This window comes from Mesorhizobium sp. B1-1-8, assembly GCF_006442795.2.
Taxonomy (GTDB): Bacteria; Pseudomonadota; Alphaproteobacteria; order Rhizobiales; family Rhizobiaceae; genus Mesorhizobium.
Genome location: NZ_CP083956.1, coordinates 3,940,660 through 3,962,577, shown reverse-complemented (window position 1 = coordinate 3,962,577; position 21,918 = coordinate 3,940,660). Strand labels below are relative to the sequence as shown.

Below are 21,918 nucleotides of genomic sequence, written 5' to 3'. Positions count from 1 at the left end.
AGAATCGTGAGCCGAAGGCCATCCATGCGCTGCCCCTATTGCCAGTCCGAAGATACACAGGTGAAGGATTCGCGTCCCGCCGAGGATGGCGCGGCGATCCGCAGGCGGCGTGTCTGCCCCGATTGCGGCGGCCGCTTCACCACCTTCGAGCGCGTGCAGTTGCGCGACCTGGTCGTGGTCAAGAAATCCGGGCGAAAAGTGCCTTTCGATCGCGACAAGTTGCTGCGGTCCGTCGAGATCGCGGTGCGCAAGCGCAATGTCGATCCCGAGCGCATCGACCGTGCGGTGACCGGCATCGTGCGCCAGCTCGAAAGCTCCGGCGAGACGGAAGTGGCCTCGGGCGAGATCGGCCGGCTGGTGATGGAAGCGCTGAAATCGCTCGACGACGTCGCCTATGTCCGCTTCGCCTCGGTCTATCGCAATTTCCGCGAAGCCAAGGATTTTCACGAATTGCTCGGCGAGTTGAAGGGGGACGAGGAAAAGACCGAAGAGGAAGCCGGCTGAGCATGGCGGGATCTCACCTGAGCGAGGCCGATCAAGCGGCCCTTGACCGCCGTTTCATGGCTGCGGCGCTTCGGCTGTCGCGCCGCAATGCCGGCCGGACCTCGACCAACCCGTCCGTCGGCACGATCGTCGTGCGCGACGACGGCGCCGGTCCGATGATCGTCGGCACCGGCGTAACCGCCATCGGCGGCCGGCCGCATGCCGAAACCGAGGCATTGGCCGAGGCCGGCGAGCTCGCGCGCGGCGCCACCGCCTATGTCACGCTGGAGCCCTGCGCGCATCATGGCCGCACGCCGCCTTGCGCCAACGCGCTGGCCAATGCCGGCATCGCGCGTGTCGTCGGTGCGGCCAGCGACCCCGACCCGCGCGTCTCCGGCAAAGGCTACGCAATCCTGCGCGCCGCCGGTGTCGAGGTGGCGGAGAAAGTGCTGACCGCAGAGGCTTCCGAGCAGATGGCCGGATACCTGATTCGATCTCTCAAGAAACGACCAGAAGTGACGCTGAAACTTGCACTTTCCAGCGACGGCAAGATCGGCATGGAAGGTGCGGGCCAGGTCGCGATCACCGGCGATGTCGCGCGGCGCGAAGTCTACCTGATGCGGGCCGAATCCGACGCCATCATAGTCGGCATCGGCACGGCGCTGGAAGACGATCCGGCGCTCACTGTGCGACTGCCGGGATTGGAGAACCGCTCGCCGGCGCGCATCATCCTCGACCGCCAGATCCGGCTGCCGGAGACGTCGAAGCTGGTGTCCGGCGCAGACCGCGTGCCGCTCTATGTCGCTGCCTGCCTCGAAGCCGATCCGCAGCGGCGTGCAGCCCTCGAACGCGCCGGCGTGCGTTTCATCGGCACGGAAACCTATTCAGGCGAAGTGGCCCTGCCGGAACTGCTGGAGGACCTGGCCGCGCTCGGCATGGCGAGCGTGCTGGTCGAGGGCGGCGCCAAGGTGGCGAAGGCTTTTCTGACCGAAGGTCTGGTCGACCGCATCGTCCTGTTCCAGGGGCCGGAGGCGATCGGCGAGGGCGGCATTGCGTCGCCCGTCGACGCCGACCATATCCCGGCAGGGTTCCGCAAATTGCGCGAGATGTGCTTTGGCGAGGACAGCTACGCCGAGTGGGTGAGGGATTTCTGATGTTCACGGGAATTGTCACGGACGTGGGCACCGTCGCCTCGGTGAAGCCCTTGAGCGAAGGCGTCGGCCTGCGCATCGACACCGCCTACGATCCCGAGACCATCGGGATCGGCGCCTCGATTTCCTGCGGCGGCGTCTGCCTCACCGTCACCGCGCTCCCCGAGCATGGCTCGAACGCCCGCTGGTTCGAGGTCGAGGCCTGGGAAGAGGCGTTGAGGCTGACCACCGCCTCGACCTGGAAATCCGGCACCAGGATCAATCTTGAACGGGCACTGAAGATCGGCGACGAGCTCGGCGGTCACATCGTTTCCGGCCATGTCGACGGCATGGCCGAGATCGTCGAGCGCAAGGATGAAGGCGACGCCATCCGCTTCACGGTGGAAGCACCGCGCCATCTGGCTAAATTCATCGCGCCGAAGGGTTCGGTCGCGCTCGACGGCACCTCGCTCACCGTCAACAGGGTCGAAGGCACCCGCTTCGACGTGCTTCTGATTCATCACTCGCTGACCGTCACCACCTGGGGCGAGCGCCGGATCGGCGACCGGGTCAACATCGAGATCGACACCATGGCCCGTTATGCGGCGCGACTGGCAGAGGCGGCAAAAGAAGGGCTTTGAGGCAAACGCCAAAGCCTTTCCTCGACTTAATCAGTTTCAATCGCTATGATTAAGTTCGATTGTGAGGTTGTATGGATACTAAGGTCATCACCGCTCACGTTCCTTTGCCACTTGCTGAGAAAGTGGACCAACTTGCCGCGCGTCTGGAGCGCCCGCGCGGCTGGATTGTCAAACAGGCTCTTTCCGCTTGGGTCGATCTGGAGGAGGAGCGTCACAAGCTTACGCTTGAAGCACTGGCTGAGGTGGATGCTGGCAGGATCATAGACCACCAAGCGGTCCAGGCCTGGGCCGACAGCCTTGGGACTGAAAAGCCGGTGCCGGTGCCGAGGTGATGGAGTTGAATTGGACCAGAAAGGCATTGTCCGATCTGGTCAGGCTTCATGATTTTCTTGCTCCGGTGAATAGTCAGGCCGCTGCTCGTGTGGTGCAGTCACTCGCCGCCGCGCCGAAACGGCTAGTGGAATATCCACGCATCGGTGAGAGACTTGAACAGTACGAGCCACGCGAGGTGCGTCGCATCCTGGTAGGCAATTACGAAATTCGGTACGAAATCCGGAACAGCACAATTTTGGTGCTGCGTCTGTGGCATACCCGAGAGGATCGATAGGACGGCCCACCTTCGCCAATCTTCCGCTTGCGATCACCCCGGCTTCGGCCTAAGTCACCGGCAACCCCCCGGAGACTTTCATGGCTGGCACATCCCAACACGGCAAGGCCTTCATTCGTCCGAAGGCGAAGGCGCATCTGCTCATTGTCGAGGCGCGCTTCCACGACGGCCTCGCCGACGCGCTTCTGCAAGGCGCGACGAGCGCCCTGGACGAAGCCGGCGCCACCTATGACGTCGTCACCGTTCCAGGTTCTCTCGAGATCCCGGCCGTGATCTGCTTCGCGCTGGACGGCGCTGCCGAGGGCGGCACTGCCTATGACGGCTTCGTCGCGCTTGGCACCATCATCCGCGGCGACACCTACCATTTCGATATCGTCGCCAACGAATCGAGTCGCGCGCTGATGGACCTTTCGGTGCAGGAAGCGATCGCCATCGGCAACGGCATCCTGACCACCGAGAACGATGCGCAGGCTTGGACGCGCGCCCGGCGCACCGAAGGCGACAAGGGCGGCTTTGCCGCGCGCGCGGCGCTGACCATGATCGCGCTGAAAGAAAAATTTGGAGCTGAATCGTGAATGAACCCGCCTCGACCGGTGCGGTGCGCCACGCCAACAAGCGCGGCGCCGCCCGTCTTGCCGCGGTCCAGGCGCTCTACCAGATGGATGTCGCCGGCAGCGGTGTCTTTGAGACAACCGCTGAATACGAGACTTTCCGCCTCGGCAAGGAAGTCGATGGCGCTCTCTATCGCGAGGCCGACGCGCAATGGTTTCGGGCCATCCTCACCGGCGTCGTCGAGAACCAGAAGACCATCGATCCGGTCATCCGCCAGGCGCTGACCGACGACTGGCCGCTGTCGCGGCTGGATTCCACGCTGCGCGCCATCCTGCGCGCCGGCGTCTACGAGTTGATGAAGCGCGAGGACGTGCCAGTGGCCGTCATCGTCTCCGAATATGTCGACATCGCCAAGGCGTTTTACGAGGAAGACGAGCCGAAGCTCGTCAATGCCGTTCTCGATCGCGTCTCCCGCCGGGTGCGCGGCGAGGGACGCGGCAAGGACGTCTCGTGACCGCCGTAGCCGTTGCCGCCAAACCCGGCCGGGAAGCGCGCCGCACGGCAGTATTGCTCGCCGCCGCGCAGGCTATCGTCGGCTCCGCCGCCCCCATTGCCATTTCGCTCGGCGCGCTTGCCGGCCAATATCTGCTCGGACCCGACAAATCGCTGGCGACCGCGCCGGTCACCGGCTTCAATGTCGGCGTCGCGCTCGGCGCCTTGCCGGCCGCCGCCATCATCCGACGGCTCGGCCATCGCGGCGGCTTCATGACCGGCACCGTCATCACCGCGCTTGGCGGCCTTGTCGCGACGCTGGCGCTTTATCAGGCCAGTTTCTGGCTGTTTGCCTTCGGCCTGCTGGTGATCGGCGTCGGCGGCGCCTTCGTCCAGCAGTTCCGCTTCGCCGCCGCCGACAATGCGCCGCCGGAATTCAAGGCGCGCGCCATCTCCTTCGTGCTGGCGGGCGGCATCGTCACTGCCGTGCTCGGACCGCAGATCGTCATCTACACCCGCGAATTGCTGGCGCCAGTGATGTTTGCCGGATCCTTCGTCTCGATACTTCCCCTGGCCGCCGTCGGCGCCATCGTCCTCTCTTTCCTGCATATTTCCGCACGCACGGCCAGTGTTGCGCAAACCGCCGAAAGCGATGCGCGGCCATTGGCCGAGATCGTCACGCAGCCGCGCTTCGTCGCGGCGCTGTTCTGCGCCGTCGGCAGCTATGCGCTGATGAGCTTCGTCATGACCGGCGCGCCGCTCGCTATGGTCGGCTGCGGCCTGTCCACCGACAACGCCACGCTGGGCATTTCCTGGCATGTTATGGCGATGTTCGCGCCGAGCTTCTTCACCGGCGCGCTGATTCATCGCTTCGGTGCCGAGCGCATCGTCGCCACCGGGCTGGTTCTGCTCATCGGCTGTGCGGTTGTGGCGCTTTCCGGCCTTGCGCTGTGGCAGTTCTGGGCGGCGCTGATCCTGCTCGGCCTCGGCTGGAATTTCAGCTTCATCGGCGCCACTTCGATGGTCGCCGCCAGCTACCACCCATCCGAAAAGGGAAAGGTGCAGGGTTTTCACGACTTCGTCCTGTTCGGCTCCGTCGCCTTCGCCTCGCTGATGTCGGGCGCAATCTACAACGCCTGGGGCTGGACCATGCTGAATTGGATCGTGTTCCCGGTTGTTGTGCTCTGCTTTCTGGCGCTCAGCGCCTTGAAGCTGCCAGGCTTGCGCGGCGCCAGCTGACATTACGCTGTCGGGATTTGGCGCGGCACGCCATTCGCGCCGGGAACAAATTTATTGCGTGTGTGCTGCTAGTTATGAAACCGTGTACCCCGACGGCGCGTTAAAGCCATGCTCATATGCCGCCTCCGACCCATCGGTTCACAGCAAGGGATTTTCCATAATGTTTTCAATTGGAAAGCTCGCCGTAGCAGCGATCGCGCTTGGCATGACCGCAGCTTCAGCCAATGCCCAGGTGGTGGTCTCCTCGAAGATCGACACCGAGGGTGGTGTGCTCGGCAACATCATCGCGCTAGTGCTCAACGCCAACAACATCAAGACCACCGACCGCATCCAGCTTGGCGCCACCCCGGTGGTGCGCAAGGCGATCACCGCCGGCGAGATCGACATCTATCCTGAATACACCGGCAATGCCGCCTTCTTCTTCCAGAAGGCCGACGATCCGGTATGGAAGGACGCCGCCAAGGCCTATGAGACGGCCAAGAAGCTCGATTACGACGCCAACAAGATCGTCTGGCTGTCGCCGTCGCCGGCCAACAACACCTGGGCGATCGCGCTGCGCAAGGAAGTGGCGGACGAAAACAAGCTCGCCAGCTTGTCGGACTTCGGCAAATACGTCTCGGGCGGCGGCAAGATCGTGCTCGCCGCCTCGGCCGAGTTCGTCAATTCGGCGGCGGCGCTGCCGGCCTTCCAGACCACTTACGGCTTCACGCTGAAGCCTGACCAGCTGATCACGCTCTCCGGCGGCGATACCGCAGCGACCATCGCCGCGGCCGCCAACCAGACCAATGGCGCCAACGCCGCCATGGTCTACGGCACCGACGGCGGCATCCAGCCGTCCGGTCTTGTGGTGCTCAAGGACGACAAGGCCGTGCAGCCCGTCTACCAGCCGGCGCCGATCATCCGCGAGAAGGTGTTGAAGGAACACCCGGAGATCGAGACGCTGCTTAAGCCGGTCTTCGCCAAGCTCGATCTCGTCACGCTGCAGGAGCTGAACGGCCGCGTCCAGATCGGCGGCGAGCCGGCGAAGGGAGTTGCCGAGGACTTTTTGAAGAAGAACGGGTTTTTGAAGTAGCCGGCCTGCGTTGAAAGCGCGATGCGCAAACCCCCGTCATGATCCGCTTCGACAAGCTCGGCGTGGTCATCGCCGCGATCGTTGGCTATGCCGCGTTCGCGGCGCCGTTCGCCACTTTTCGCGCCAATCGCATCGTGCCGGGGACGGCGCGCTCGATCGTTGAAGCATTGCCTTCCGCCCTTGGCCCGCTGCTGCTTGCAATCGTCATTGCCGGTGGCATCGTTGCGCTGCTGAAGACCCCGCTGATCCTGAGGCTCGCCGCCAGCGTGATTGCGCTTGCCGCACTCGCCATCCTGATCGGAGTGTGCGGCAATTTTCTCACCCCCGCCGGCAACACCTTCGCCCGCATCGCGCCGGCCTCCGGTTTCTGGCTGCTGATTTTTGCCTTCACCCTGCTACTGGCCGATGTGCTGAGCCGGCTCAATCTGTCGCCACCGGCGCGTGTCGGCGTTCTTCTCATTGCCGCGATCGCCATCGGCGGGCTGCTTGTCTCCGGAAGCTGGGACAGCCTCTCCATACTCAAGGAATATTCCAACCGCGCCGACAGTTTCTGGACCGAAGGCTCCAAGCACATCACACTGGCGCTTGGTTCGCTGGCCGCGGCGGTGGTCGTCGGCCTGCCGCTCGGCATTGTCTGCCATCGCGTCGAGCGGCTGCGGGATAGCGTCCTCAATGTGCTCAACATCATCCAGACCATCCCGTCGATCGCGCTGTTCGGCCTGCTGATCGTGCCGCTCGGCTGGGTGGCGACGCATGTGCCGGGCGCGGCGGCGCTCGGCATCAGGGGCATCGGCACGGCGCCCGCTTTCGTCGCGCTGTTTCTTTATTCGCTGCTGCCGGTGGTGGCGAACACCGTCGTCGGGCTTGCTGGCGTGCCGCGCGCGGCCAACGACGCCGCGCGCGGCATGGGCATGACCGACCGCCAGCGCCTGTTCGATGTCGAGTTCCCGCTCGCCTTTCCGGTGATCCTCACCGGCATCCGCATCGTGCTGGTGCAGAACATCGGACTGGCCACCATCGCGGCGCTGATCGGCGGCGGCGGCTTCGGCGTGTTCGTCTTCCAGGGCGTCGGCCAGACGGCGATGGACCTCGTGCTGCTCGGCGCCGTGCCAACCGTGGCGCTGGCCTTCGCCGCGGGCATTATCCTCGACGCGGTGATCGAGATGAGCGCCACCAAGCGCAGGATTGAAACGGCATGATCGAGATCGAAGGCATCACCAAGCGCTATGACGAAACGACGGTGGTCGACAACGTCTCGATGACGGTCGAGCCGCGCACCATCGCCGTCATCGTCGGCACGTCCGGCTCCGGCAAGACGACGCTGCTCAGGATGATCAACCGACTGGTCGAGCCGACCGCGGGCGTCATCAAGCTCGACGGCGCCGACAATCGCTCGCTGCCAGGCTACCAACTGCGCCGCCGCATCGGCTACGCCATCCAGGGCCATGGCCTGTTTCCGCACCGCACCGTGGCGCAAAATATCGCCACCGTGCCTTTGCTGCTCGGCTGGGACAAGGATCGCATCAAGGCGCGCGTCGACGAGTTGATGACGCTCTACCAGTTGGATCCGCAGGCCTACGGTCCGCGCTATCCGCACGAGCTTTCCGGCGGCCAGCAGCAGCGCGTCGGCGTCGCCCGCGCGCTCGCCGCCGAGCCGAACGTGCTTCTGATGGACGAGCCGTTCGGCGCGCTCGACCCGATCATCCGCACCAAGGCTCAGGAAGATCTGCTGGCGATCCAAAAACGCTTCGGCACCACCATCATCCTGGTCACCCACGACATGGAGGAGGCGGTGCATATGGGCGACAAGATCGCCGTCATGGACGCCGGCAAGATGATCCAATACGCAAAGCCGGCCGAGATCCTGGCAAGGCCGGCGAGCGGTTTTGTCGAGACACTTGTCGGCGCCAGCGAGCGGCCGTTCCGGCTGTTGTCGCTCGGCCGCGTGCGCGACGCCGCCGAGCCGGGCGGCGCAGAAGGCGAGGCGATCCCCGGTGACGCCAGCCAGCGCGATGCGCTGGCACAGCTCTTGTGGCAGGGCCGCCCGGCGCTACCGGTGAAGGATGGCGACGGCAAGCCGCTCGGCCGCGTCACCGTGGAAGGGCTGGTGAAGCGCGCCGCGAGGCCGGCATGAAGGCCTGGCTGCCCGCGCTGCTGAGGCTTGCCCTTCTGGTGCTGCTGGTGGTCTTCATCACCAGCCCCGGCTGGTTCGAGCCGCTGCTCAGGCCGCTGACCGAGAACGGCGCGCCGGTAATCTACAACCAGGGCAGCCTGCTTGTCCTGACACTGCAGCACCTGCGGACCGTGCTGATCGCCACTGTGGCCGCAACAATCGTCGCGGTGGCGCTAGCCATCCTCGTCACCCGGCCTGCCGGTGCGGAATTCCTGCCGCTGTCGCGCAGCCTGGTCAACATCGGCCAGACCTTTCCGCCGGTCGCGGTACTGGCGCTGGCCGTGCCTGCCGTCGGCTTCGGCGAGAAGCCGACGCTGATCGCGCTCTTCCTCTATGGTCTGCTGCCGATCTTCGAAAACGCGCTGACCGGCCTGACGACGTTACCGGGCAACGTCATGGAGGCGGCGCGCGGCGCCGGCATGACCGGCTGGCAAAGGCTGGTGAAGGTCGAACTGCCGCTGAGCGCCCCGGTGATCCTCGGCGGCATCCGGCTCTCGGTGGTGATCAGTCTGGCCACTGCCACCATCGGCTCGACGGTGGCGGCCAAGACGCTGGGCGAAGTGATCATCGCCGGCCTGATCTCGAACAACTTAGCCTTCGTCCTGCAGGGCGGCCTGATCGTTGCCGCGCTTGCCGTGCTGATCTATGACGCCCTGTCGGCGATCGAACGCTATGCCGCGCGCCGGATGGGGCGGGAGGCGGAGTAGCAGTGATTGTTCCGTCGCGTCATTTCAATCGATCTAATCGAACGGCGACTCCGACCGCCACGCTGGCACATACGCCTTTCTGGCGAAAGCCGGGCAAAAACCGAACAATATCTTGACGTTCCGAGCCCTGTTTCGCATACACCGCAGCGAAGAGGCGGAATCCGCTTTTTGCGGTATCCGCCTCCCGTCTCAACGGCCCGGGGAGGGGTTCTTTCGGGCCACCAATCGAGGAAAATTCGGCAATGACCATTCTTTACGCCGTCATCGCCTGCGGCCTGCTTTCAGTCCTGTACGCCATCTGGGCGACACGTTCGGTCCTTGCGTCCGATCAGGGCAATCAGCGCATGCAGGAAATCTCCGCCGCCATCCGCGAAGGCGCCCAGGCCTATCTGGCGCGCCAGTACACGACCATCGCCATCGTCGGCATCGTCGTGCTCATTCTTGCCTGGTGGCTGCTGTCCATCACCTCGGCGATCGGCTTCCTGATCGGCGCCGTGCTCTCGGGCGCCGCCGGCTTCATCGGCATGCACGTCTCGGTGCGCGCCAATGTGCGTACCGCGCAGGCCGCTTCCAACAGCCTCGCCGCCGGCCTCGACATCGCCTTCAAGTCGGGCGCCATCACCGGCATGCTCGTGGCTGGCCTGGCGCTGCTCGGCGTATCCATCTACTACCTCATCCTGACCAGCCCCATGGGCCTTCAGCCCAATGACCGCACCGTCATCGACGCGCTGGTCTCGCTCGGCTTCGGCGCCTCGCTGATCTCGATCTTCGCCCGTCTCGGCGGCGGCATCTTCACCAAGGGCGCCGACGTCGGCGGCGATCTCGTCGGCAAGGTCGAGGCCGGCATCCCGGAAGACGATCCGCGCAATCCGGCCACCATCGCCGACAACGTCGGCGACAATGTCGGCGACTGCGCCGGCATGGCCGCCGACCTTTTCGAGACCTATGCGGTGACCGTCGTCGCCACCATGGTTCTCGCCTCCATCTTCTTCGGCGGCACGGCAGTGCTTGGTGCTGCGATGCTCTATCCGCTGGCCATCTGCGGCGCCTGCATCCTGACTTCGATCGTCGGCACCTTCTTCGTCAAGCTCGGCTCCAACGGCTCGATCATGGGCGCGCTGTACAAGGGCCTGATCGTCACCGGCCTGCTGTCGGTCGTCGGCCTCGCCATCGCCACCTCGGTATGCCTCGGCTGGGGCGAAGTCGGCACCGTCGCCGGCATGACCATTACCGGCAAGAACCTGTTCATCTGCGGCCTGATCGGCTTGGCTGTGACCGGTCTCATCGTGGTGATCACCGAATACTACACTGGCACCAACAAGCGTCCGGTCAATTCGATCGCCCAGGCCTCGGTCACCGGCCACGGCACCAATGTCATCCAGGGCCTTGCCGTGTCGCTGGAATCGACGGCGCTGCCAGCTCTCGTCATCGTCGGCGGCATCATTGCCACGTATCAGCTTGGCGGCCTCTTCGGCACGGCGATCGCCGTCACCACCATGCTCGGCCTCGCCGGCATGATTGTCGCGCTCGACGCCTTCGGTCCGGTCACCGACAACGCCGGCGGCATTGCCGAGATGGCCGGCCTGCCCAAGGAAGTGCGCCACTCGACTGACGCGCTCGACGCCGTCGGCAACACCACCAAGGCGGTGACCAAGGGCTATGCCATCGGCTCGGCCGGCCTCGGCGCGCTGGTGCTGTTCGCCGCCTATTCGAACGATCTGAAGTTCTTCGCCGCCAACGGCGACAAATACCCCTACTTCCAGGGCATGGGCGATGTCTCCTTCGACCTCTCCAACCCTTACGTCGTCGCCGGCCTGATCTTCGGCGGCCTGATCCCGTATCTGTTCGGCGGCATTGCCATGACCGCCGTCGGCCGTGCGGCCGGTTCCATCGTCGAGGAAGTGCGCAAGCAGTTCCGCGAGAATCCGGGCATCATGGCCGGCACCTCGAAGCCGAACTATGCGCGCGCTGTCGACATTCTGACCAGGGCGGCGATCCGGGAAATGATCATCCCCTCGCTGCTGCCGGTGCTGGCGCCGCTCGTCGTCTATTTCGGCGTCATGCTAATCTCCGGCTCCAGGGCTTCCGCCTTTGCCGCGCTTGGCGCCTCGTTGCTCGGCGTCATCGTCAACGGCCTGTTCGTCGCCATCTCGATGACCTCTGGCGGCGGCGCCTGGGACAACGCCAAGAAGTCGTTCGAGGACGGTTTTACCGACAAGGGCGGCGTCAAGCACATGAAGGGCTCCGAGGCGCATAAGGCCTCGGTCACCGGCGACACTGTCGGCGATCCCTACAAGGACACCGCCGGTCCGGCCGTCAACCCGGCAATCAAGATTACCAACATCGTCGCGTTGCTGCTGCTTGCCGTGCTCGCGCACGGCTGAGGCAGCGCAGCGTTTGTTCCGAAAACAACAACCCGCGGGGAGCTATCCCTGCGGGTTTTATTTGAGGGCGCTCAGAGGTCAGACCCCGCTGCTTGCGCTTGATTCCGTCTTCAACCAATCGATGAACGACCTGGCAGGCCCCCACGCAGACAGCGTCGGCAACACCAGCGCATAGTGATCCCAGTTGGTAGGCACGTCCATCGTCAGCAGCCGCACGAGACGGCCGGTTCGCAATTCGTTTTCGACCAGCGATTTCCGCGCGATGGCAACACCAAGTCCGCTTGCCGCGGCCTCGAGCGACAGCAAGGCGCCGTTCAGGTTCATGCCGTCGCCGATCGTGTCCAGCGGCAGCTTGTTCGCCTCGAACCATTGCCGCCAATTGGCGCCGCTGCCATCGTTTTCAGCCGTTATGTCGAGAATGCGGGACAGCCTCAGCACGTCGTGCGGATCGGTGACCGGAGGATGGGCGGCAAGATAGCCGGGGCTGGCCACGGGAAAGATCGTGTCTGCCATCAGCCATTCCGTCTCCACCCCCGAATAGAGGCCGCCGCCGAACCGCAGGGCGACGTCGATCGTCCGCTGCGACAGGTCGACGAGCGCCAGGTCGGCAACGATATCGATTTCGGTCTTCGGATTTTTCTCGCGAAAGCGACCGAGCCGCGGCGCCAGCCAGCGGACAGCATGCGACGGTGTCGCCGCGACCCGGAGGCGCGTGCGTTCATGCCGGGTGACGCCGGCCACTGTGGCCTCGATCTCCAACAGCGCGCGCCGAACGCCAGCCGCCAGTCTCTCGCCTTCCATGGTCAGTTCCACGCGGCGCACATGCCTGATGAACAGGGATATGCCGAGATCGGCCTCGAGATCGGCGATGCGATGGCTGATGGCGCTGGCAGTGACGTTCAACTCCTCGCCGGCGCGTTTGAAGCTGCCCAGCCGGGCGATGGCTTCGAAGACGCGAAGCGATTCCAGTTGTGGCAGACGTCTCATTCAGGCGGTCCTCAAACGTGCAGGCGGGTCAGATAGCTGAGCAGACCTCATCCATAGCCCGACAATTTGTCTTTTGTCTGCAAACGACAAGAAATGTATTCATCAACTGCCCCCGATTGCCGCCGGTCGGAATGAGACGCCGTTTACGCAAACGCGCCTCTGCAAGATCGAAAATGAATAGACGACAATCGCAGCGGGACAGCATCATGAGAAACCGTGCTGCCAAATTCGGACCTGTCCGATTTGCCACTGAGCTCTCACGCCTGGGCGGCGACCGGTCGACCTATATCGACCTGCTCCGTCGCATGGTCGCGCAGCTTGAGGTGCTGGGCGATGATTCGTCTGTTCAATCCTCCGCCCTGCGATTGTCCATGGCAGGGATAGATGCCGCCTCGATGAAGCTGTTGGGCAGCAGGCGCGCGATACGTTCCATTTGCTGAGGACCTGCCTGGATCTGGTGGCAGGTGACACGAGCTTGTCTGAAGCGGACCTCACCTATGTTCATGATCTGGTCGCCATTGCCATGGGTGCGGCGCGCGATGCGGAAGAAACTGTCGCCGGACGTGGCCCGCGTGCGGGACGTCTGAAAGCGGTCAAAGCCGACATTGAGAAAAACCTGGCCAACGACGATGTCGGCTCGGAGGCTTTGGCCAAAAGGCACCAAGTCAGCCCGCGCTATATCCGCAAGCTGTTCGAAGGCGAGGGCACGTCGCTGTCGCAATTCGTGCTCGGCCGCCGGCTTTCGCTGGCCCACCGGCGGCTGCTCGATCCTCGCTGCGACCATCTCACCATCGGTTCGATTGCCTTCGACGCCGGCTTTGGCGATCTGTCGACCTTCAATCATGCATTCCGCAGACATTTTGGCGCGACCCCTTCGGACGTGCGGCAGAGCGCGCGGACCCGTGCCCGGTCATCCGCATTGGGAACTCCTGCAAAAGCGGCGGCGGCTAGCCCGCTTCTCTCACCGAATCTATCGCCGGGCTGCGCTTTGAGGCGGCGCGGCCATTGGCATGGCTGTGGAGTTCGAGGACGGCGGCGATCAGCGCCGCGGTGTGGCGACGGTCAGGTCTTCAGCAATGTGTCCTCTATTGTTTGTGAGAAGGGTTCAGGTCCGGCGGCATTACAGAGCCGCGGCACGTATTCGGGCGTGAGCCAGGGCGAACTCCTCGGCATAGGGACACGCTGAGGCCATCGCCACCTTGATGCGACGAACCGAGACGCGCACCTGCGCGCCGATCTTCAGCAGTTTCAATCTGATCGTGCCGCAACTGGCGTTGGCGAGCCGGGTATGGGCAAGACCGAGGCGACGCAAGGCGCAGATCAGGACATACGCAAACGAGGCGAACCACAGCCGCAGCTGATTGGCGCGCATGGTGTTGGCACTGGTGCGATCAGCGTAGAGGTCGAGCTGGCACTCCTTGATCCGGTTCTCCATGTCGCCGCGGGCGCAGTAGAGCTCCTCGTAAAGCACCCGTGCCGCCCAGCGCCCCGGCTTGAGTGACGTCACGATGAAGCGCGGATTGGCGCCCTGCGTCGTCCATTCGGCCTTGGCCACGACCCGCCTGCGGCGCGACCAGCTGTCTTTTGTCGACCACCTGAAGTCGCGGAAGACCCGGGCGGCCTGCCCGCTTGCCCGAGATGCCAGGCAGGCTTCCTTCAAGGTCGGGGCGATCTTGGTTTCCAGCCGTTCATTGCGGGCGAGGCCGAAGACGTAGTCGACGCGATTGATCTCGCACCAGGCCATCAGTTCCTCGCGCGCAAAGCCGGAATCAGCGCGCAGGATGATGTGGACCCTGGGCCAGGTTTTGCGGATCTGGGTCACGATCCGCTCAACCTCCTCGACCGCTCCTTTGCTGGCATCGATGTTGGAACGCCTGAGCTTTGCCGCCAAAAGGTGCCGGCCGCAGAAGATGTAGAGCGGCAGGTAGCAGTAGCAGTTGTAGTAGCCGTGAAAGAACCTGCCTTCCTGCCGGCCGTGCAGCGGATCATCGGTGGCGTCGAGATCGAGCACGATCTCGGCCGGCGGCTTGTCGTGGGCTTTTAGGAACAGGTCCACGAACAAGGCCTCCAACGCTAGCCTGTCGTAGCTGATCTTGTGATAGCGCGTCGGCTCCCCGACCCGGCCATGCTCCAGCCGGTTGAGCGTCGACTTGCCAGCAAGCACCGCACAATCGTCTCGCTTCGGCGTCAAGCGTTCCGACACAAGTGCGAGCACCGGGTCGTGGCGAAGCGTGTCGTGGTCGTCGATGTCCTCGTATCCCAGCGCGATCGCTGCGATGCGTTGCCCGACCAACGTGCGGACGCTGTGAACCGTGAGATCCGGATCGCGGTAATCGACGAAGCACGAGGCCACCCGGTCGAACAGCCCGATGGCCCGATCAACGTGACGCAGAAGCAAGGCGCCCGCGTCTGAGGTAATGGCTCCGCCGTCGAAACCAGCCACAACTTTGTGGCCGTCGAAGCCTTCAAATTCAAGCTGCTCGGAAGTACAGTGTGTCTGCATCGGACCCCGTTCCTGAATCTGATAACTCTTTGTTGCAAAAGCAGTTTCTCAGATTCTCGGGGCCGATGCACTTCTTTTGGTGAGATATTCGGGCTAGGCTTTTCGGTCACTGACAATGGATAGCTGACCCACTGCCTTCGAGCAGTTACGTGGATGACGGGGATGTGTATCGAAACAAAAGACCCGCCGGAGCGATCCGGCGGGCCTTGGCTGCCTGAGGCGTTGCTGCTTCAGCGAAGCAAAAGGATAAAAAGGGCCGGGCGGGGAGGCAGCCTCAAGGCGTGCCGCCGCCGCCCGGGATGCCTGGCGCCAGCTTGGAGGCGCCGTTGATGATCTGGCTGAGGAAGTTCTGGTCCTTGCCGCCGGTCGGAGTCGTCCTCGAGATGAAGTCGAAGACCTTGCCGTCCTTCAGGCCGTAATTGGCGATCTGGGTGACGCGCCCGTCGGCGCCGAAATAGACCGCCAGCACCTTCTGGTCGACCAGGTGCGGCTTGTCGAAGGCGACATAGCGCTTGCGCGTCTGCGAAATGTAATAGAAGGCCTCGTTGTCGAAGGTCGCCGTCGTCGACGGCGTGCCCAGTGCCAGCAGCACCTGTTCGCGGCTGGAGCCGACTGGCACCGAATCGACCGCCTGCTGGTCGATGACATAGCCCTGCGTCAGCGTCTCGCTTGGGCTGAGATCACCCAGCATCTTGGACGAATTGCAGGCCGAAAGCGCTGATACCGCCAGCAGCAGCGACGCCATGCCCATGGGCACCGGCGCAAAAACCGACTTGAATTTCAGCGCACCCAACAACAATTCTCCATCACATCCCCGCAACTTGCGCTGGCCCGCAAAACCGGTAAACCAGCTTGCATGCCGATGCAACAAGGCCAATTCAAACACAAGGTCCCCGGGAGACCGCCCTCAATGTTCCAGCGCTTTTTTGGCCGCGAACGCCATGCCAACCGCGCTATTACCGAGGCGCTCTACGCACAAATCGTGGCGGCGGCGCGGCAAACTGTGTTTTATTCCGACTGGAATGTTCCGGATACGCCGCTTGGCCGCTTCGAGATGCTGTCGCTGCACATGTTCCTGTTCCAGCATCGGCTACGCGACGAAGACGATGCGGCGGCCGAGGTGGCGCAGGTGCTGATCGACGAGTTCTTCCTCGATGTCGACCATTCGCTGCGAGAGCTGGGCATCAGCGATGTCGGCGTGCCGAAACGCATGAAGAAGCTGGCAAAGATGTTCTATGGCCGTACCGCCGCCTATGACGACGCCTTGAGAGCGGATGACCGCGCCGCCCTTGCCGCGGCCCTTGCCCGCAATATCAGGCCCGATTCCGCCGCCTGGTCCGAGGCGGCGTCGCTTGCCGGCTACGTTTCCGGGGCGTCCCGGCAGCTTGCCGCGCAACCGACCGAATCGATCGTGGCCGGCACGGTGGCGTTTCCTGCCGCCGGAGCAGGATGAAGGAGGCGAGCATGCAACACGCCGAACCGCGGAGCCCGGTGTCATTCGTCGCCAATGTCGCCCGCCTGCCGCAGAAGGGTTTGCCGATTGTGGTCGAGGCTGACGAGCGGCAGCGCGCCGCCCTTGCCGCAGAGCACGATCTGCTCTCGGTCGAGAGCTACCGCGCCGAACTCATGGTAGCGCCCTGGAAGCGCAACGGCGTCAAGGTCAGCGGCCGCGTCGAAGCCGACATCACGCAGGCCTGCATCGTTACACTCGACCCGGTCGAAGCCCATATCGACGAGCCGGTGGAGGCGCTGTTTCTGCCGGAACAGTCGAAGCTTGGGCGCGAAGGTTTCGAGGGCGGTGGCGAGATCATCCTCGAAGCGGACGGGCCGGACAGCCCCGAAACCTTTTCCGGCGACACCATCGATATCGGGGCGCTGGCCGAGCAGTTTTTCGGCCTGGCGATCGACCCCTATCCGCGCAAGCCCGGAGCCTCCGTCGATGTCGCCGATGACGACCAGCCGGAGGAAAGCGAATTCCAGAAAAAGCTGCGTTCGCTGCTTGGAAAATCCTGAAGGCCGCCTGGATTTTGGAAAAGTTGGTTGTGCGCCAGCCCAAAACCGCTATTTTCGCCGAACCTTTGCGAGCCCCCGTGCCCCCGGCAAGCGTCCATCGCAGCCCGATAAACCGTGAGAAAAACACCGAGTGATCAGGATTTCCATCGATGCCATGGGCGGCGATCACGGACCGAGCGTGGTCATCCCGGCGCTGATGACTGTCGCCATCCGCCGCCCTGACATCCGCTTCGTCATCTATGGCCGCGAGGACGCCGTGCGTCCCGAGCTCGCCAAATTCCCGAAGCTCGCCGAAGTGAGCGAATTCATCCATTGCGAGATCGCGGTCAGGATGGACGACAAGCCGAGCCAGGCGCTGCGCCACGGCCGCTGGAAGTCGTCGATGTGGAAGGCGGTCGAGGCGGTCAAGTCCGGCGCCGCGCAGGCCTGCATCTCGGCCGGTAACACCGGTGCGCTGATGGCGATGTCGAAATTCTGCCTGCGCACCATGGCCACCATCGACCGCCCGGCGATCGCGGCCCTGTGGCCGACGTCGCGCGGCGAAAGCGTGGTGCTCGATGTCGGCGCCACCATTGGCGCGGACGCCCATCAGCTCATCGATTTCGCTATCCTGGGGACCGGCATGGCGCGCTCGGTGTTCGGCATCGAGCGGCCGAGCGTCGGCCTGCTCAATGTCGGCGTCGAAGAGATCAAGGGCCAGGAAGAGGTAAAGGAAGCCGGCCGCATGCTGCGCGAGGCCAACATGGCCTCGATGAACTATCGCGGTTTCGTCGAGGGGGACGACATCGGCAAGGGCACGGTCGACGTGGTCGTCACCGAGGGCTTTGCCGGCAACATCGCGCTCAAGACCGCCGAGGGCACGGCAAGGCAGATCGCCGGCTACCTGCGTGCCGCCATGAGCCGCACGCTGATGGCCAGGATCGGTTATGTCTTCGCCAAGGGCGCTTTCGACCGGCTGCGCGAGAAGATGGATGTCGGCCGCTCCAATGGCGGCGTCTTCCTGGGCCTGAACGGCATCGTCGTGAAGAGCCACGGCGGCGCCGATTCAGACGGCTTCGCGGCAGCGATCGAGCTCGGCTACGACATGGTGCGCAACAATCTGCTTGACCGCATCGAGGCCGATCTCGATCTGTTCCATGCGCGCAATCCGAATGCCCAGGCAAACAGGAAATCCGGCGTCGCTGTCGACGCCGAGGAATAGGAACGAACCTTGATCAGATCAGTCGTGCGCGGCAACGGTGCCGCGCTGCCCCGCCGCATCATGAAGAATGCCGACTTCGAAGGCATGGTCGAGACCTCCGACGAGTGGATCGTCCAGCGCACCGGCATCCGCCAGCGCCATGTCGCGGCCGATGACGAGACGACGGCATCGCTGGGCGAAGCCGCGGCGCGCGCCGCGCTCGACAGCGCCGGCCTGACGCCCGCCGACATCGACCTGATCGTGCTGGCGACGTCGACGCCCAACAACACCTTCCCGGCGACTGCCGTCGAGATCCAGAACCGGCTCGGCATGCATCACGGCTTCGCCTTCGACATGCAGGCGGTTTGCTCCGGCTTCGTCTATGCGGTTGCCACCGCCGACCTCTATATCCGCGGCGGGCTGGCCAGGCGGGTGCTGGTGATCGGCTCGGAGACCTTCTCGCGCATCCTCGATTGGAGCGATCGCTCGACCTGCGTGCTCTTCGGCGACGGCGCCGGCGCGGTCGTTCTGGAAGCCCAAGAGGGGATAGGCACCATTGCCGATCGCGGCGTGCTGGCGGCAAGCCTGCGCTCCGACGGCGTCCACAAGGACAAGCTCTTTGTCGATGGCGGCCCCTCGACCACCGGAACCGTCGGACATCTCAGGATGGAAGGCCGCGAAGTGTTCAAGCATGCCGTCGGCATGATCACCGATGTCATCGAGGCGACCTTCTCCGCCGCCGGCATCACCGCCGCGGACCTCGACTGGTTCGTGCCGCATCAGGCCAATAAACGAATTATTGACGCTTCGGCCAAGAAGCTCGGGATTGCCGAACATAAGGTAGTGGTCACCGTCGATTTACACGGTAACACCTCGGCTGCCTCCGTGCCGCTCGCCCTCTCGGTGGCCGTCAACGATGGCCGCATCAAGAAGGGCGACCTTGTGCTGCTCGAGGCGATGGGTGGGGGTTTCACCTGGGGCGCGGTGCTGGTCCGCTGGTAAGTTCCGAACGGACGGGTTCGGTCCTTGACCTTGCCGGATCAATTACTTACGCTCCGCCTTTACCTGTATCGATTTACGTTTTTTGAGCTGATGGGACGGTCGCATGGGGGGAAAGACACTGACGCGTGCCGACCTTGCCGAAGCCGTTTACCGCAAGGTTGGCTTGTCGCGAACTGAATCGGCCGAGCTCGTCGAAGCCGTTCTGGACGAAATTTGCGAAGCCATCGTTCGCGGCGAGACGGTGAAGCTGTCTTCTTTTGCCACCTTCCATGTCCGTTCCAAGAATGAGCGCATCGGCCGCAATCCCAAGACCGGCGAGGAAGTGCCGATCCTGCCGCGCCGGGTGATGACCTTCAAATCGTCGAATGTGCTGAAGAACCGCATCCTGCGTTCGCACCAGAACAGCAAGGCCAAGGGCGGCAAGTAGTCTGGGCGTGAATGCGGTTGAAAACAGCCCGCCCGCTTTGACGCCGGGCTTGAATATCGTTTCATAAATCGCTGAAATAAGGTGCGATTCGGCATAGACGCCGCATTGCCGTCCAGCGTGAGGATCCGCCCATGGACAAGAGCCCCGATGCTTTCCGCACCATCAGCGAAGTCGCGGAAGATCTCGATCTGCCGCAGCATGTGCTGCGTTTCTGGGAAACGCGCTTCAACCAGATCAAGCCGATGAAGCGCGGCGGCGGCCGCCGTTATTACCGGCCGCAGGATGTCGAGCTGATCAAGGGCATCCGGCACATGCTCTACGACCAAGGCTACACGATCAAGGGCGTGCAGAAGCTGCTGCGCGAGAACGGCAACCATTTCCTGGTCGCTATCGGCAATGGCGACATGGCGGCGGTCGAGGCGATCGCCCAGCGCCGACAGGCCGACGAAGTGCCGCTCACCGCGGCAGCCCAGCCGCGCGGCGACGACGATGCGCTTGTCGGCCAGCCCAGGGTGAAGCCCAGCCGCCGCTTCTTCGGCCTCGGCAAGAGCGACGATGAGGGTCCCGTACAGCCGGACTCCTCGAAATTGTCGCGCGATAACCGGGCTTTGCTGCAGGAAGCGCTCTTTGACCTCCTGGAGTGCAAGCGGCTGCTCGACCAGGTGCGTTAAATCCCCGGCTGTCCGTCGCCACGCGGAATTGAACAGCCACCCCTGGACGCCGGAACTGCGTCCGGGTCCATGCGTTAGGCATTCTCTGCAAGAGAAGGATGCTCGGCATGGCCTCGTTTTCGACCCTCTCGGACCTCGATCTGGAAAAGCAGGTCGCCGTGCTCTCGCGGCAGCTGAACGACCTCAGGAAAGCCATGGCGAAGCGGGGCGACGCCTACGAGGACGGCCGCGAGGCGGCCTCCGACTACTATTCCCAGTTTAGCGAGCGCCTCCACGAGGCGCTGCCTGAGATAAGGCGCAGGGGCAGGGCGCTCGAGCGGACGGCGCGCGACCATCCCGCTACTGCAGCCGCCGTCGGACTGGTCGTGGTCGGGCTGCTTGCCGGCCTTCTGCTCAGCCGGCGCTGATTAATACCGACATGTGAAATGGAAATGGCGGCCAATCCGTCGACGGCCGCCCTCTTCGCCTCACATCGGCGGAGCGACGCCATGATTGCCGACCACCACCCGGCGCGAAACGAGCTTGCCGCCGCTGCCGCGCTCGGCGCTGACGAAGACCGCCGTGCCCGGCTTGAGATCCGCCGGCTTGGCGGTCGCGAATTTCACGATCGGCGTCGACTGCGGGATGGCGATCTCTTTCTTCTGGCCGTTGCTGTAGGTGAGCGTCACCGTCCGGCCGCTGACCTCGGTCACGTCGGCAACGGTGCCGTTCGTCATTCGGCTGTTCGGTTGCAGATCCCAGGCACGGTCGCCTTCTCCCGTTCCCTTCAAGGCCGCGGGGAAGATCACGACTTCCAGCGCACCGCTGCCGCCGTCGCCCTTGGATACCGATGCGATGCCGAGGAAATCGCCCTGCTTGATATCGGCGGCCGATGCTTTGGCGACGCCGGAGATCATCCAGTCGGGAGCAAGAGTGACCGTATCGGTCTTGCCGTCGCGGGCTTTCACCGTCAGCGACGTTCCGGCGCGGTCGACCACCGTGCCGCGCAATTGCACAATGTCCGCTTGCGCGGCGCTCGCAAGACTTGAAATCGTGCCGAGCACGATCGCGAATAGCTTCAGGTTCATGGCATCCGATCCTTCCAAAAGGGTTTGACGCCGCCCGCCGTCGACCAGTGACAGAGACTTAACGAATTGGAGCAGGCAAAATGCCGGCGGGTCCGGCCCTCGGCGCTTCAAAAGAACTTGATTGCGCGTCGCGCCACCTTACATTTCGGTGGCTCTGCGGCCTCGGCCTCCTGTCGGGAACACCGGTTCACGATGGCGTGACGGCCGCTTCGGCACTCTTGGCAAATCACCTGTTAACGAGCATTCTCCCGCCCGTCTCAGGCAACGCCACATTTCATCTCAGACTTGTTTCATCTCAAGGAGTTGCCATGCCCAACACCGCAAACCGGGTTTCAAACGACATCATTGCCGCGCCCGGCTACAGCGCCCTCAAGGCCCTGCGCGAAACGAGGGGATATACAATCGAAGAGCTTTCATTGACCTGCGGCCTCGCCGTCGGCGAAATCGTCGATATCGAGGACGGCAAGGATGCCGATCCGGCAAAGCTCCGGCGCATCGCTTCCGCACTGCAGGTGCCGGAAGAGGAATTGATCAGGGTGCCCGCCGAGAATCGGCCAACGCAGCAATAAGACTGCCAGCGCCTCCGCA

The 21,918-nt window shown here is 63.8% G+C and carries 27 protein-coding genes; 22 read left to right on the top strand and 5 right to left on the bottom strand.

Annotated features, from left to right (window positions below):
- Nucleotides 1-24 precede the first annotated feature (24 nt).
- The 12 genes from nrdR to FJ974_RS19255 all read left to right on the top strand — a co-directional run bounded on the left by nrdR (nt 25) and on the right by FJ974_RS19255 (nt 9,096).
- Nucleotides 25-504, top strand: coding sequence for a transcriptional regulator NrdR (gene nrdR, locus FJ974_RS19310; RefSeq protein WP_140538469.1), 480 nt, complete (start codon nt 25-27; stop codon nt 502-504).
- A gap of 2 nt (nt 505-506) precedes the next feature.
- Nucleotides 507-1,637 carry a bifunctional diaminohydroxyphosphoribosylaminopyrimidine deaminase/5-amino-6-(5-phosphoribosylamino)uracil reductase RibD gene (ribD, locus tag FJ974_RS19305; RefSeq protein ID WP_181177301.1) on the top strand — a complete coding sequence of 377 codons (1,131 nt, stop codon included), beginning with the start codon at nt 507-509 and terminating at the stop codon, nt 1,635-1,637.
- Nucleotides 1,637-2,254 (top strand): riboflavin synthase, encoded by a 618-nt coding sequence (locus FJ974_RS19300; protein ID WP_140538468.1) that lies wholly within the window; start codon nt 1,637-1,639, stop codon nt 2,252-2,254. The genes ribD and FJ974_RS19300 overlap by 1 nt, the downstream gene beginning before the upstream one ends.
- A 71-nt stretch (nt 2,255-2,325) precedes the next feature.
- Nucleotides 2,326-2,586, top strand: a complete 261-nt coding sequence (locus tag FJ974_RS19295; RefSeq protein ID WP_140538467.1) for a CopG family ribbon-helix-helix protein — start codon at nt 2,326-2,328, stop codon at nt 2,584-2,586.
- Nucleotides 2,586-2,861 (top strand): type II toxin-antitoxin system RelE/ParE family toxin, encoded by a 276-nt coding sequence (locus FJ974_RS19290; protein WP_140538466.1) that lies wholly within the window; start codon nt 2,586-2,588, stop codon nt 2,859-2,861. The genes FJ974_RS19295 and FJ974_RS19290 overlap by 1 nt, the downstream gene beginning before the upstream one ends.
- An 80-nt stretch (nt 2,862-2,941) precedes the next feature.
- Entirely contained in the window at nt 2,942-3,436 is a 495-nt protein-coding gene (gene ribH, locus FJ974_RS19285; RefSeq protein WP_140538465.1) for a 6,7-dimethyl-8-ribityllumazine synthase, read from the top strand.
- Nucleotides 3,433-3,927 (top strand): transcription antitermination factor NusB, encoded by a 495-nt coding sequence (gene nusB, locus FJ974_RS19280; protein WP_140538464.1) that lies wholly within the window; start codon nt 3,433-3,435, stop codon nt 3,925-3,927. The genes ribH and nusB overlap by 4 nt, the downstream gene beginning before the upstream one ends.
- Nucleotides 3,924-5,144: an MFS transporter gene (locus FJ974_RS19275; protein ID WP_140538463.1), complete on the top strand. Its 1,221-nt coding sequence runs from the start codon at nt 3,924-3,926 to the stop codon at nt 5,142-5,144. Before nusB ends, FJ974_RS19275 begins: the two co-directional genes overlap by 4 nt.
- A gap of 160 nt (nt 5,145-5,304) precedes the next feature.
- Nucleotides 5,305-6,216 (top strand): ABC transporter substrate-binding protein, encoded by a 912-nt coding sequence (locus tag FJ974_RS19270; protein WP_140538462.1) that lies wholly within the window; start codon nt 5,305-5,307, stop codon nt 6,214-6,216.
- Between the two features lie 38 nt (nt 6,217-6,254).
- Nucleotides 6,255-7,415 (top strand): ABC transporter permease, encoded by a 1,161-nt coding sequence (locus tag FJ974_RS19265; RefSeq protein ID WP_140538461.1) that lies wholly within the window; start codon nt 6,255-6,257, stop codon nt 7,413-7,415.
- Nucleotides 7,412-8,350 carry an ABC transporter ATP-binding protein gene (locus tag FJ974_RS19260; RefSeq protein WP_140538460.1) on the top strand — a complete coding sequence of 313 codons (939 nt, stop codon included), beginning with the start codon at nt 7,412-7,414 and terminating at the stop codon, nt 8,348-8,350. Before FJ974_RS19265 ends, FJ974_RS19260 begins: the two co-directional genes overlap by 4 nt.
- Nucleotides 8,347-9,096, top strand: a complete 750-nt coding sequence (locus FJ974_RS19255; RefSeq protein ID WP_140538459.1) for an ABC transporter permease — start codon at nt 8,347-8,349, stop codon at nt 9,094-9,096. The genes FJ974_RS19260 and FJ974_RS19255 overlap by 4 nt, the downstream gene beginning before the upstream one ends.
- Before the next feature lie 19 nt (nt 9,097-9,115).
- On the opposite strand, the gene FJ974_RS19250 is transcribed toward FJ974_RS19255, so the two are convergent.
- Nucleotides 9,116-9,346 carry a hypothetical protein gene (locus FJ974_RS19250; RefSeq protein ID WP_140538458.1) on the bottom strand — a complete coding sequence of 77 codons (231 nt, stop codon included), beginning with the start codon at nt 9,344-9,346 and terminating at the stop codon, nt 9,116-9,118.
- Here FJ974_RS19250 and FJ974_RS19245 point away from each other — a divergent pair.
- Nucleotides 9,339-11,480 carry a sodium-translocating pyrophosphatase gene (locus FJ974_RS19245; RefSeq protein ID WP_140538457.1) on the top strand — a complete coding sequence of 714 codons (2,142 nt, stop codon included), beginning with the start codon at nt 9,339-9,341 and terminating at the stop codon, nt 11,478-11,480. The two genes, FJ974_RS19250 and FJ974_RS19245, sit on opposite strands and share 8 nt — an antisense overlap.
- Nucleotides 11,481-11,558: 78 nt before the next feature.
- On the opposite strand, the gene FJ974_RS19240 is transcribed toward FJ974_RS19245, so the two are convergent.
- Complete coding sequence (locus FJ974_RS19240) at nt 11,559-12,467, bottom strand: LysR substrate-binding domain-containing protein (protein WP_140538456.1); 909 nt, start codon at nt 12,465-12,467, stop codon at nt 11,559-11,561.
- Between the two features lie 475 nt (nt 12,468-12,942).
- Between FJ974_RS19240 and FJ974_RS19235 the strand changes: the two genes are divergently transcribed.
- Nucleotides 12,943-13,653 (top strand): helix-turn-helix transcriptional regulator, encoded by a 711-nt coding sequence (locus FJ974_RS19235; RefSeq protein WP_226891299.1) that lies wholly within the window; start codon nt 12,943-12,945, stop codon nt 13,651-13,653.
- Here the strand turns inward: FJ974_RS19235 and FJ974_RS19230 are convergent.
- Complete coding sequence (locus FJ974_RS19230; RefSeq protein ID WP_140539328.1) at nt 13,588-14,970, bottom strand: IS1380 family transposase; 1,383 nt, start codon at nt 14,968-14,970, stop codon at nt 13,588-13,590. The two genes, FJ974_RS19235 and FJ974_RS19230, sit on opposite strands and share 66 nt — an antisense overlap.
- A 274-nt stretch (nt 14,971-15,244) precedes the next feature.
- Nucleotides 15,245-15,763, bottom strand: coding sequence for an outer membrane protein assembly factor BamE (locus FJ974_RS19225; protein ID WP_140538390.1), 519 nt, complete (start codon nt 15,761-15,763; stop codon nt 15,245-15,247).
- A gap of 117 nt (nt 15,764-15,880) precedes the next feature.
- On the opposite strand from FJ974_RS19225, the gene FJ974_RS19220 reads away from it, so the two are divergent.
- The 7 genes from FJ974_RS19220 to FJ974_RS19190 all read left to right on the top strand — a co-directional run bounded on the left by FJ974_RS19220 (nt 15,881) and on the right by FJ974_RS19190 (nt 20,670).
- Complete coding sequence (locus FJ974_RS19220) at nt 15,881-16,423, top strand: ubiquinol-cytochrome C chaperone family protein (RefSeq protein WP_140538389.1); 543 nt, start codon at nt 15,881-15,883, stop codon at nt 16,421-16,423.
- 11 nt (nt 16,424-16,434) lie between these two features.
- Nucleotides 16,435-16,983, top strand: coding sequence for a YceD family protein (locus tag FJ974_RS19215; protein ID WP_140538388.1), 549 nt, complete (start codon nt 16,435-16,437; stop codon nt 16,981-16,983).
- Between the two features lie 130 nt (nt 16,984-17,113).
- Nucleotides 17,114-18,184 (top strand): phosphate acyltransferase PlsX, encoded by a 1,071-nt coding sequence (plsX, locus tag FJ974_RS19210; RefSeq protein ID WP_140538387.1) that lies wholly within the window; start codon nt 17,114-17,116, stop codon nt 18,182-18,184.
- 9 nt (nt 18,185-18,193) lie between these two features.
- Nucleotides 18,194-19,165, top strand: a complete 972-nt coding sequence (locus tag FJ974_RS19205) for a beta-ketoacyl-ACP synthase III (protein ID WP_140538386.1) — start codon at nt 18,194-18,196, stop codon at nt 19,163-19,165.
- Between the two features lie 103 nt (nt 19,166-19,268).
- Nucleotides 19,269-19,592 carry an integration host factor subunit alpha gene (locus FJ974_RS19200; RefSeq protein WP_010915609.1) on the top strand — a complete coding sequence of 108 codons (324 nt, stop codon included), beginning with the start codon at nt 19,269-19,271 and terminating at the stop codon, nt 19,590-19,592.
- Between the two features lie 131 nt (nt 19,593-19,723).
- On the top strand, nt 19,724-20,263 hold the full coding sequence (locus FJ974_RS19195; RefSeq protein WP_140538385.1) for a MerR family transcriptional regulator: 540 nt from the start codon (nt 19,724-19,726) through the stop codon (nt 20,261-20,263).
- 107 nt (nt 20,264-20,370) lie between these two features.
- The gene (locus tag FJ974_RS19190) at nt 20,371-20,670 is read left to right on the top strand and encodes a glycine zipper domain-containing protein (RefSeq protein WP_140538384.1); all 300 of its coding nucleotides are present in this window, start codon (nt 20,371-20,373) and stop codon (nt 20,668-20,670) included.
- 60 nt (nt 20,671-20,730) lie between these two features.
- On the opposite strand, the gene FJ974_RS19185 is transcribed toward FJ974_RS19190, so the two are convergent.
- A complete protein-coding gene (locus FJ974_RS19185) occupies nt 20,731-21,330 on the bottom strand; it encodes a hypothetical protein (protein WP_140538383.1) in 600 nt (199 codons plus the stop codon).
- A 308-nt stretch (nt 21,331-21,638) separates the two neighbouring features.
- Between FJ974_RS19185 and FJ974_RS19180 the strand changes: the two genes are divergently transcribed.
- Nucleotides 21,639-21,899 (top strand): helix-turn-helix domain-containing protein, encoded by a 261-nt coding sequence (locus FJ974_RS19180; protein WP_140538394.1) that lies wholly within the window; start codon nt 21,639-21,641, stop codon nt 21,897-21,899.
- Nucleotides 21,900-21,918 lie beyond the last annotated feature (19 nt).

Bases quoted from the DNA above. Each gene is read 5' to 3' on its own strand.
- nrdR (WP_140538469.1), top strand. From the start codon at position 25: ATGCGCTGCCCCTATTGCCAGTCCGAAGATACACAGGTGAAGGATTCG.
- ribD (WP_181177301.1), top strand. From the start codon at position 507: ATGGCGGGATCTCACCTGAGCGAGGCCGATCAAGCGGCCCTTGACCGC.
- FJ974_RS19300 (WP_140538468.1), top strand. From the start codon at position 1,637: ATGTTCACGGGAATTGTCACGGACGTGGGCACCGTCGCCTCGGTGAAG.
- FJ974_RS19295 (WP_140538467.1), top strand. From the start codon at position 2,326: ATGGATACTAAGGTCATCACCGCTCACGTTCCTTTGCCACTTGCTGAG.
- FJ974_RS19290 (WP_140538466.1), top strand. From the start codon at position 2,586: ATGGAGTTGAATTGGACCAGAAAGGCATTGTCCGATCTGGTCAGGCTT.
- ribH (WP_140538465.1), top strand. From the start codon at position 2,942: ATGGCTGGCACATCCCAACACGGCAAGGCCTTCATTCGTCCGAAGGCG.
- FJ974_RS19270 (WP_140538462.1), top strand. From the start codon at position 5,305: ATGTTTTCAATTGGAAAGCTCGCCGTAGCAGCGATCGCGCTTGGCATG.
- FJ974_RS19265 (WP_140538461.1), top strand. From the start codon at position 6,255: ATGATCCGCTTCGACAAGCTCGGCGTGGTCATCGCCGCGATCGTTGGC.
- FJ974_RS19260 (WP_140538460.1), top strand. From the start codon at position 7,412: ATGATCGAGATCGAAGGCATCACCAAGCGCTATGACGAAACGACGGTG.
- FJ974_RS19255 (WP_140538459.1), top strand. From the start codon at position 8,347: ATGAAGGCCTGGCTGCCCGCGCTGCTGAGGCTTGCCCTTCTGGTGCTG.
- FJ974_RS19245 (WP_140538457.1), top strand. From the start codon at position 9,339: ATGACCATTCTTTACGCCGTCATCGCCTGCGGCCTGCTTTCAGTCCTG.
- FJ974_RS19250 (WP_140538458.1), bottom strand. From the start codon at position 9,346: ATGGTCATTGCCGAATTTTCCTCGATTGGTGGCCCGAAAGAACCCCTC.
- FJ974_RS19240 (WP_140538456.1), bottom strand. From the start codon at position 12,467: ATGAGACGTCTGCCACAACTGGAATCGCTTCGCGTCTTCGAAGCCATC.
- FJ974_RS19230 (WP_140539328.1), bottom strand. From the start codon at position 14,970: ATGCAGACACACTGTACTTCCGAGCAGCTTGAATTTGAAGGCTTCGAC.
- FJ974_RS19220 (WP_140538389.1), top strand. From the start codon at position 15,881: ATGTTCCAGCGCTTTTTTGGCCGCGAACGCCATGCCAACCGCGCTATT.
- FJ974_RS19215 (WP_140538388.1), top strand. From the start codon at position 16,435: ATGCAACACGCCGAACCGCGGAGCCCGGTGTCATTCGTCGCCAATGTC.
- FJ974_RS19200 (WP_010915609.1), top strand. From the start codon at position 19,269: ATGGGGGGAAAGACACTGACGCGTGCCGACCTTGCCGAAGCCGTTTAC.
- FJ974_RS19195 (WP_140538385.1), top strand. From the start codon at position 19,724: ATGGACAAGAGCCCCGATGCTTTCCGCACCATCAGCGAAGTCGCGGAA.
- FJ974_RS19190 (WP_140538384.1), top strand. From the start codon at position 20,371: ATGGCCTCGTTTTCGACCCTCTCGGACCTCGATCTGGAAAAGCAGGTC.
- FJ974_RS19185 (WP_140538383.1), bottom strand. From the start codon at position 21,330: ATGAACCTGAAGCTATTCGCGATCGTGCTCGGCACGATTTCAAGTCTT.
- FJ974_RS19180 (WP_140538394.1), top strand. From the start codon at position 21,639: ATGCCCAACACCGCAAACCGGGTTTCAAACGACATCATTGCCGCGCCC.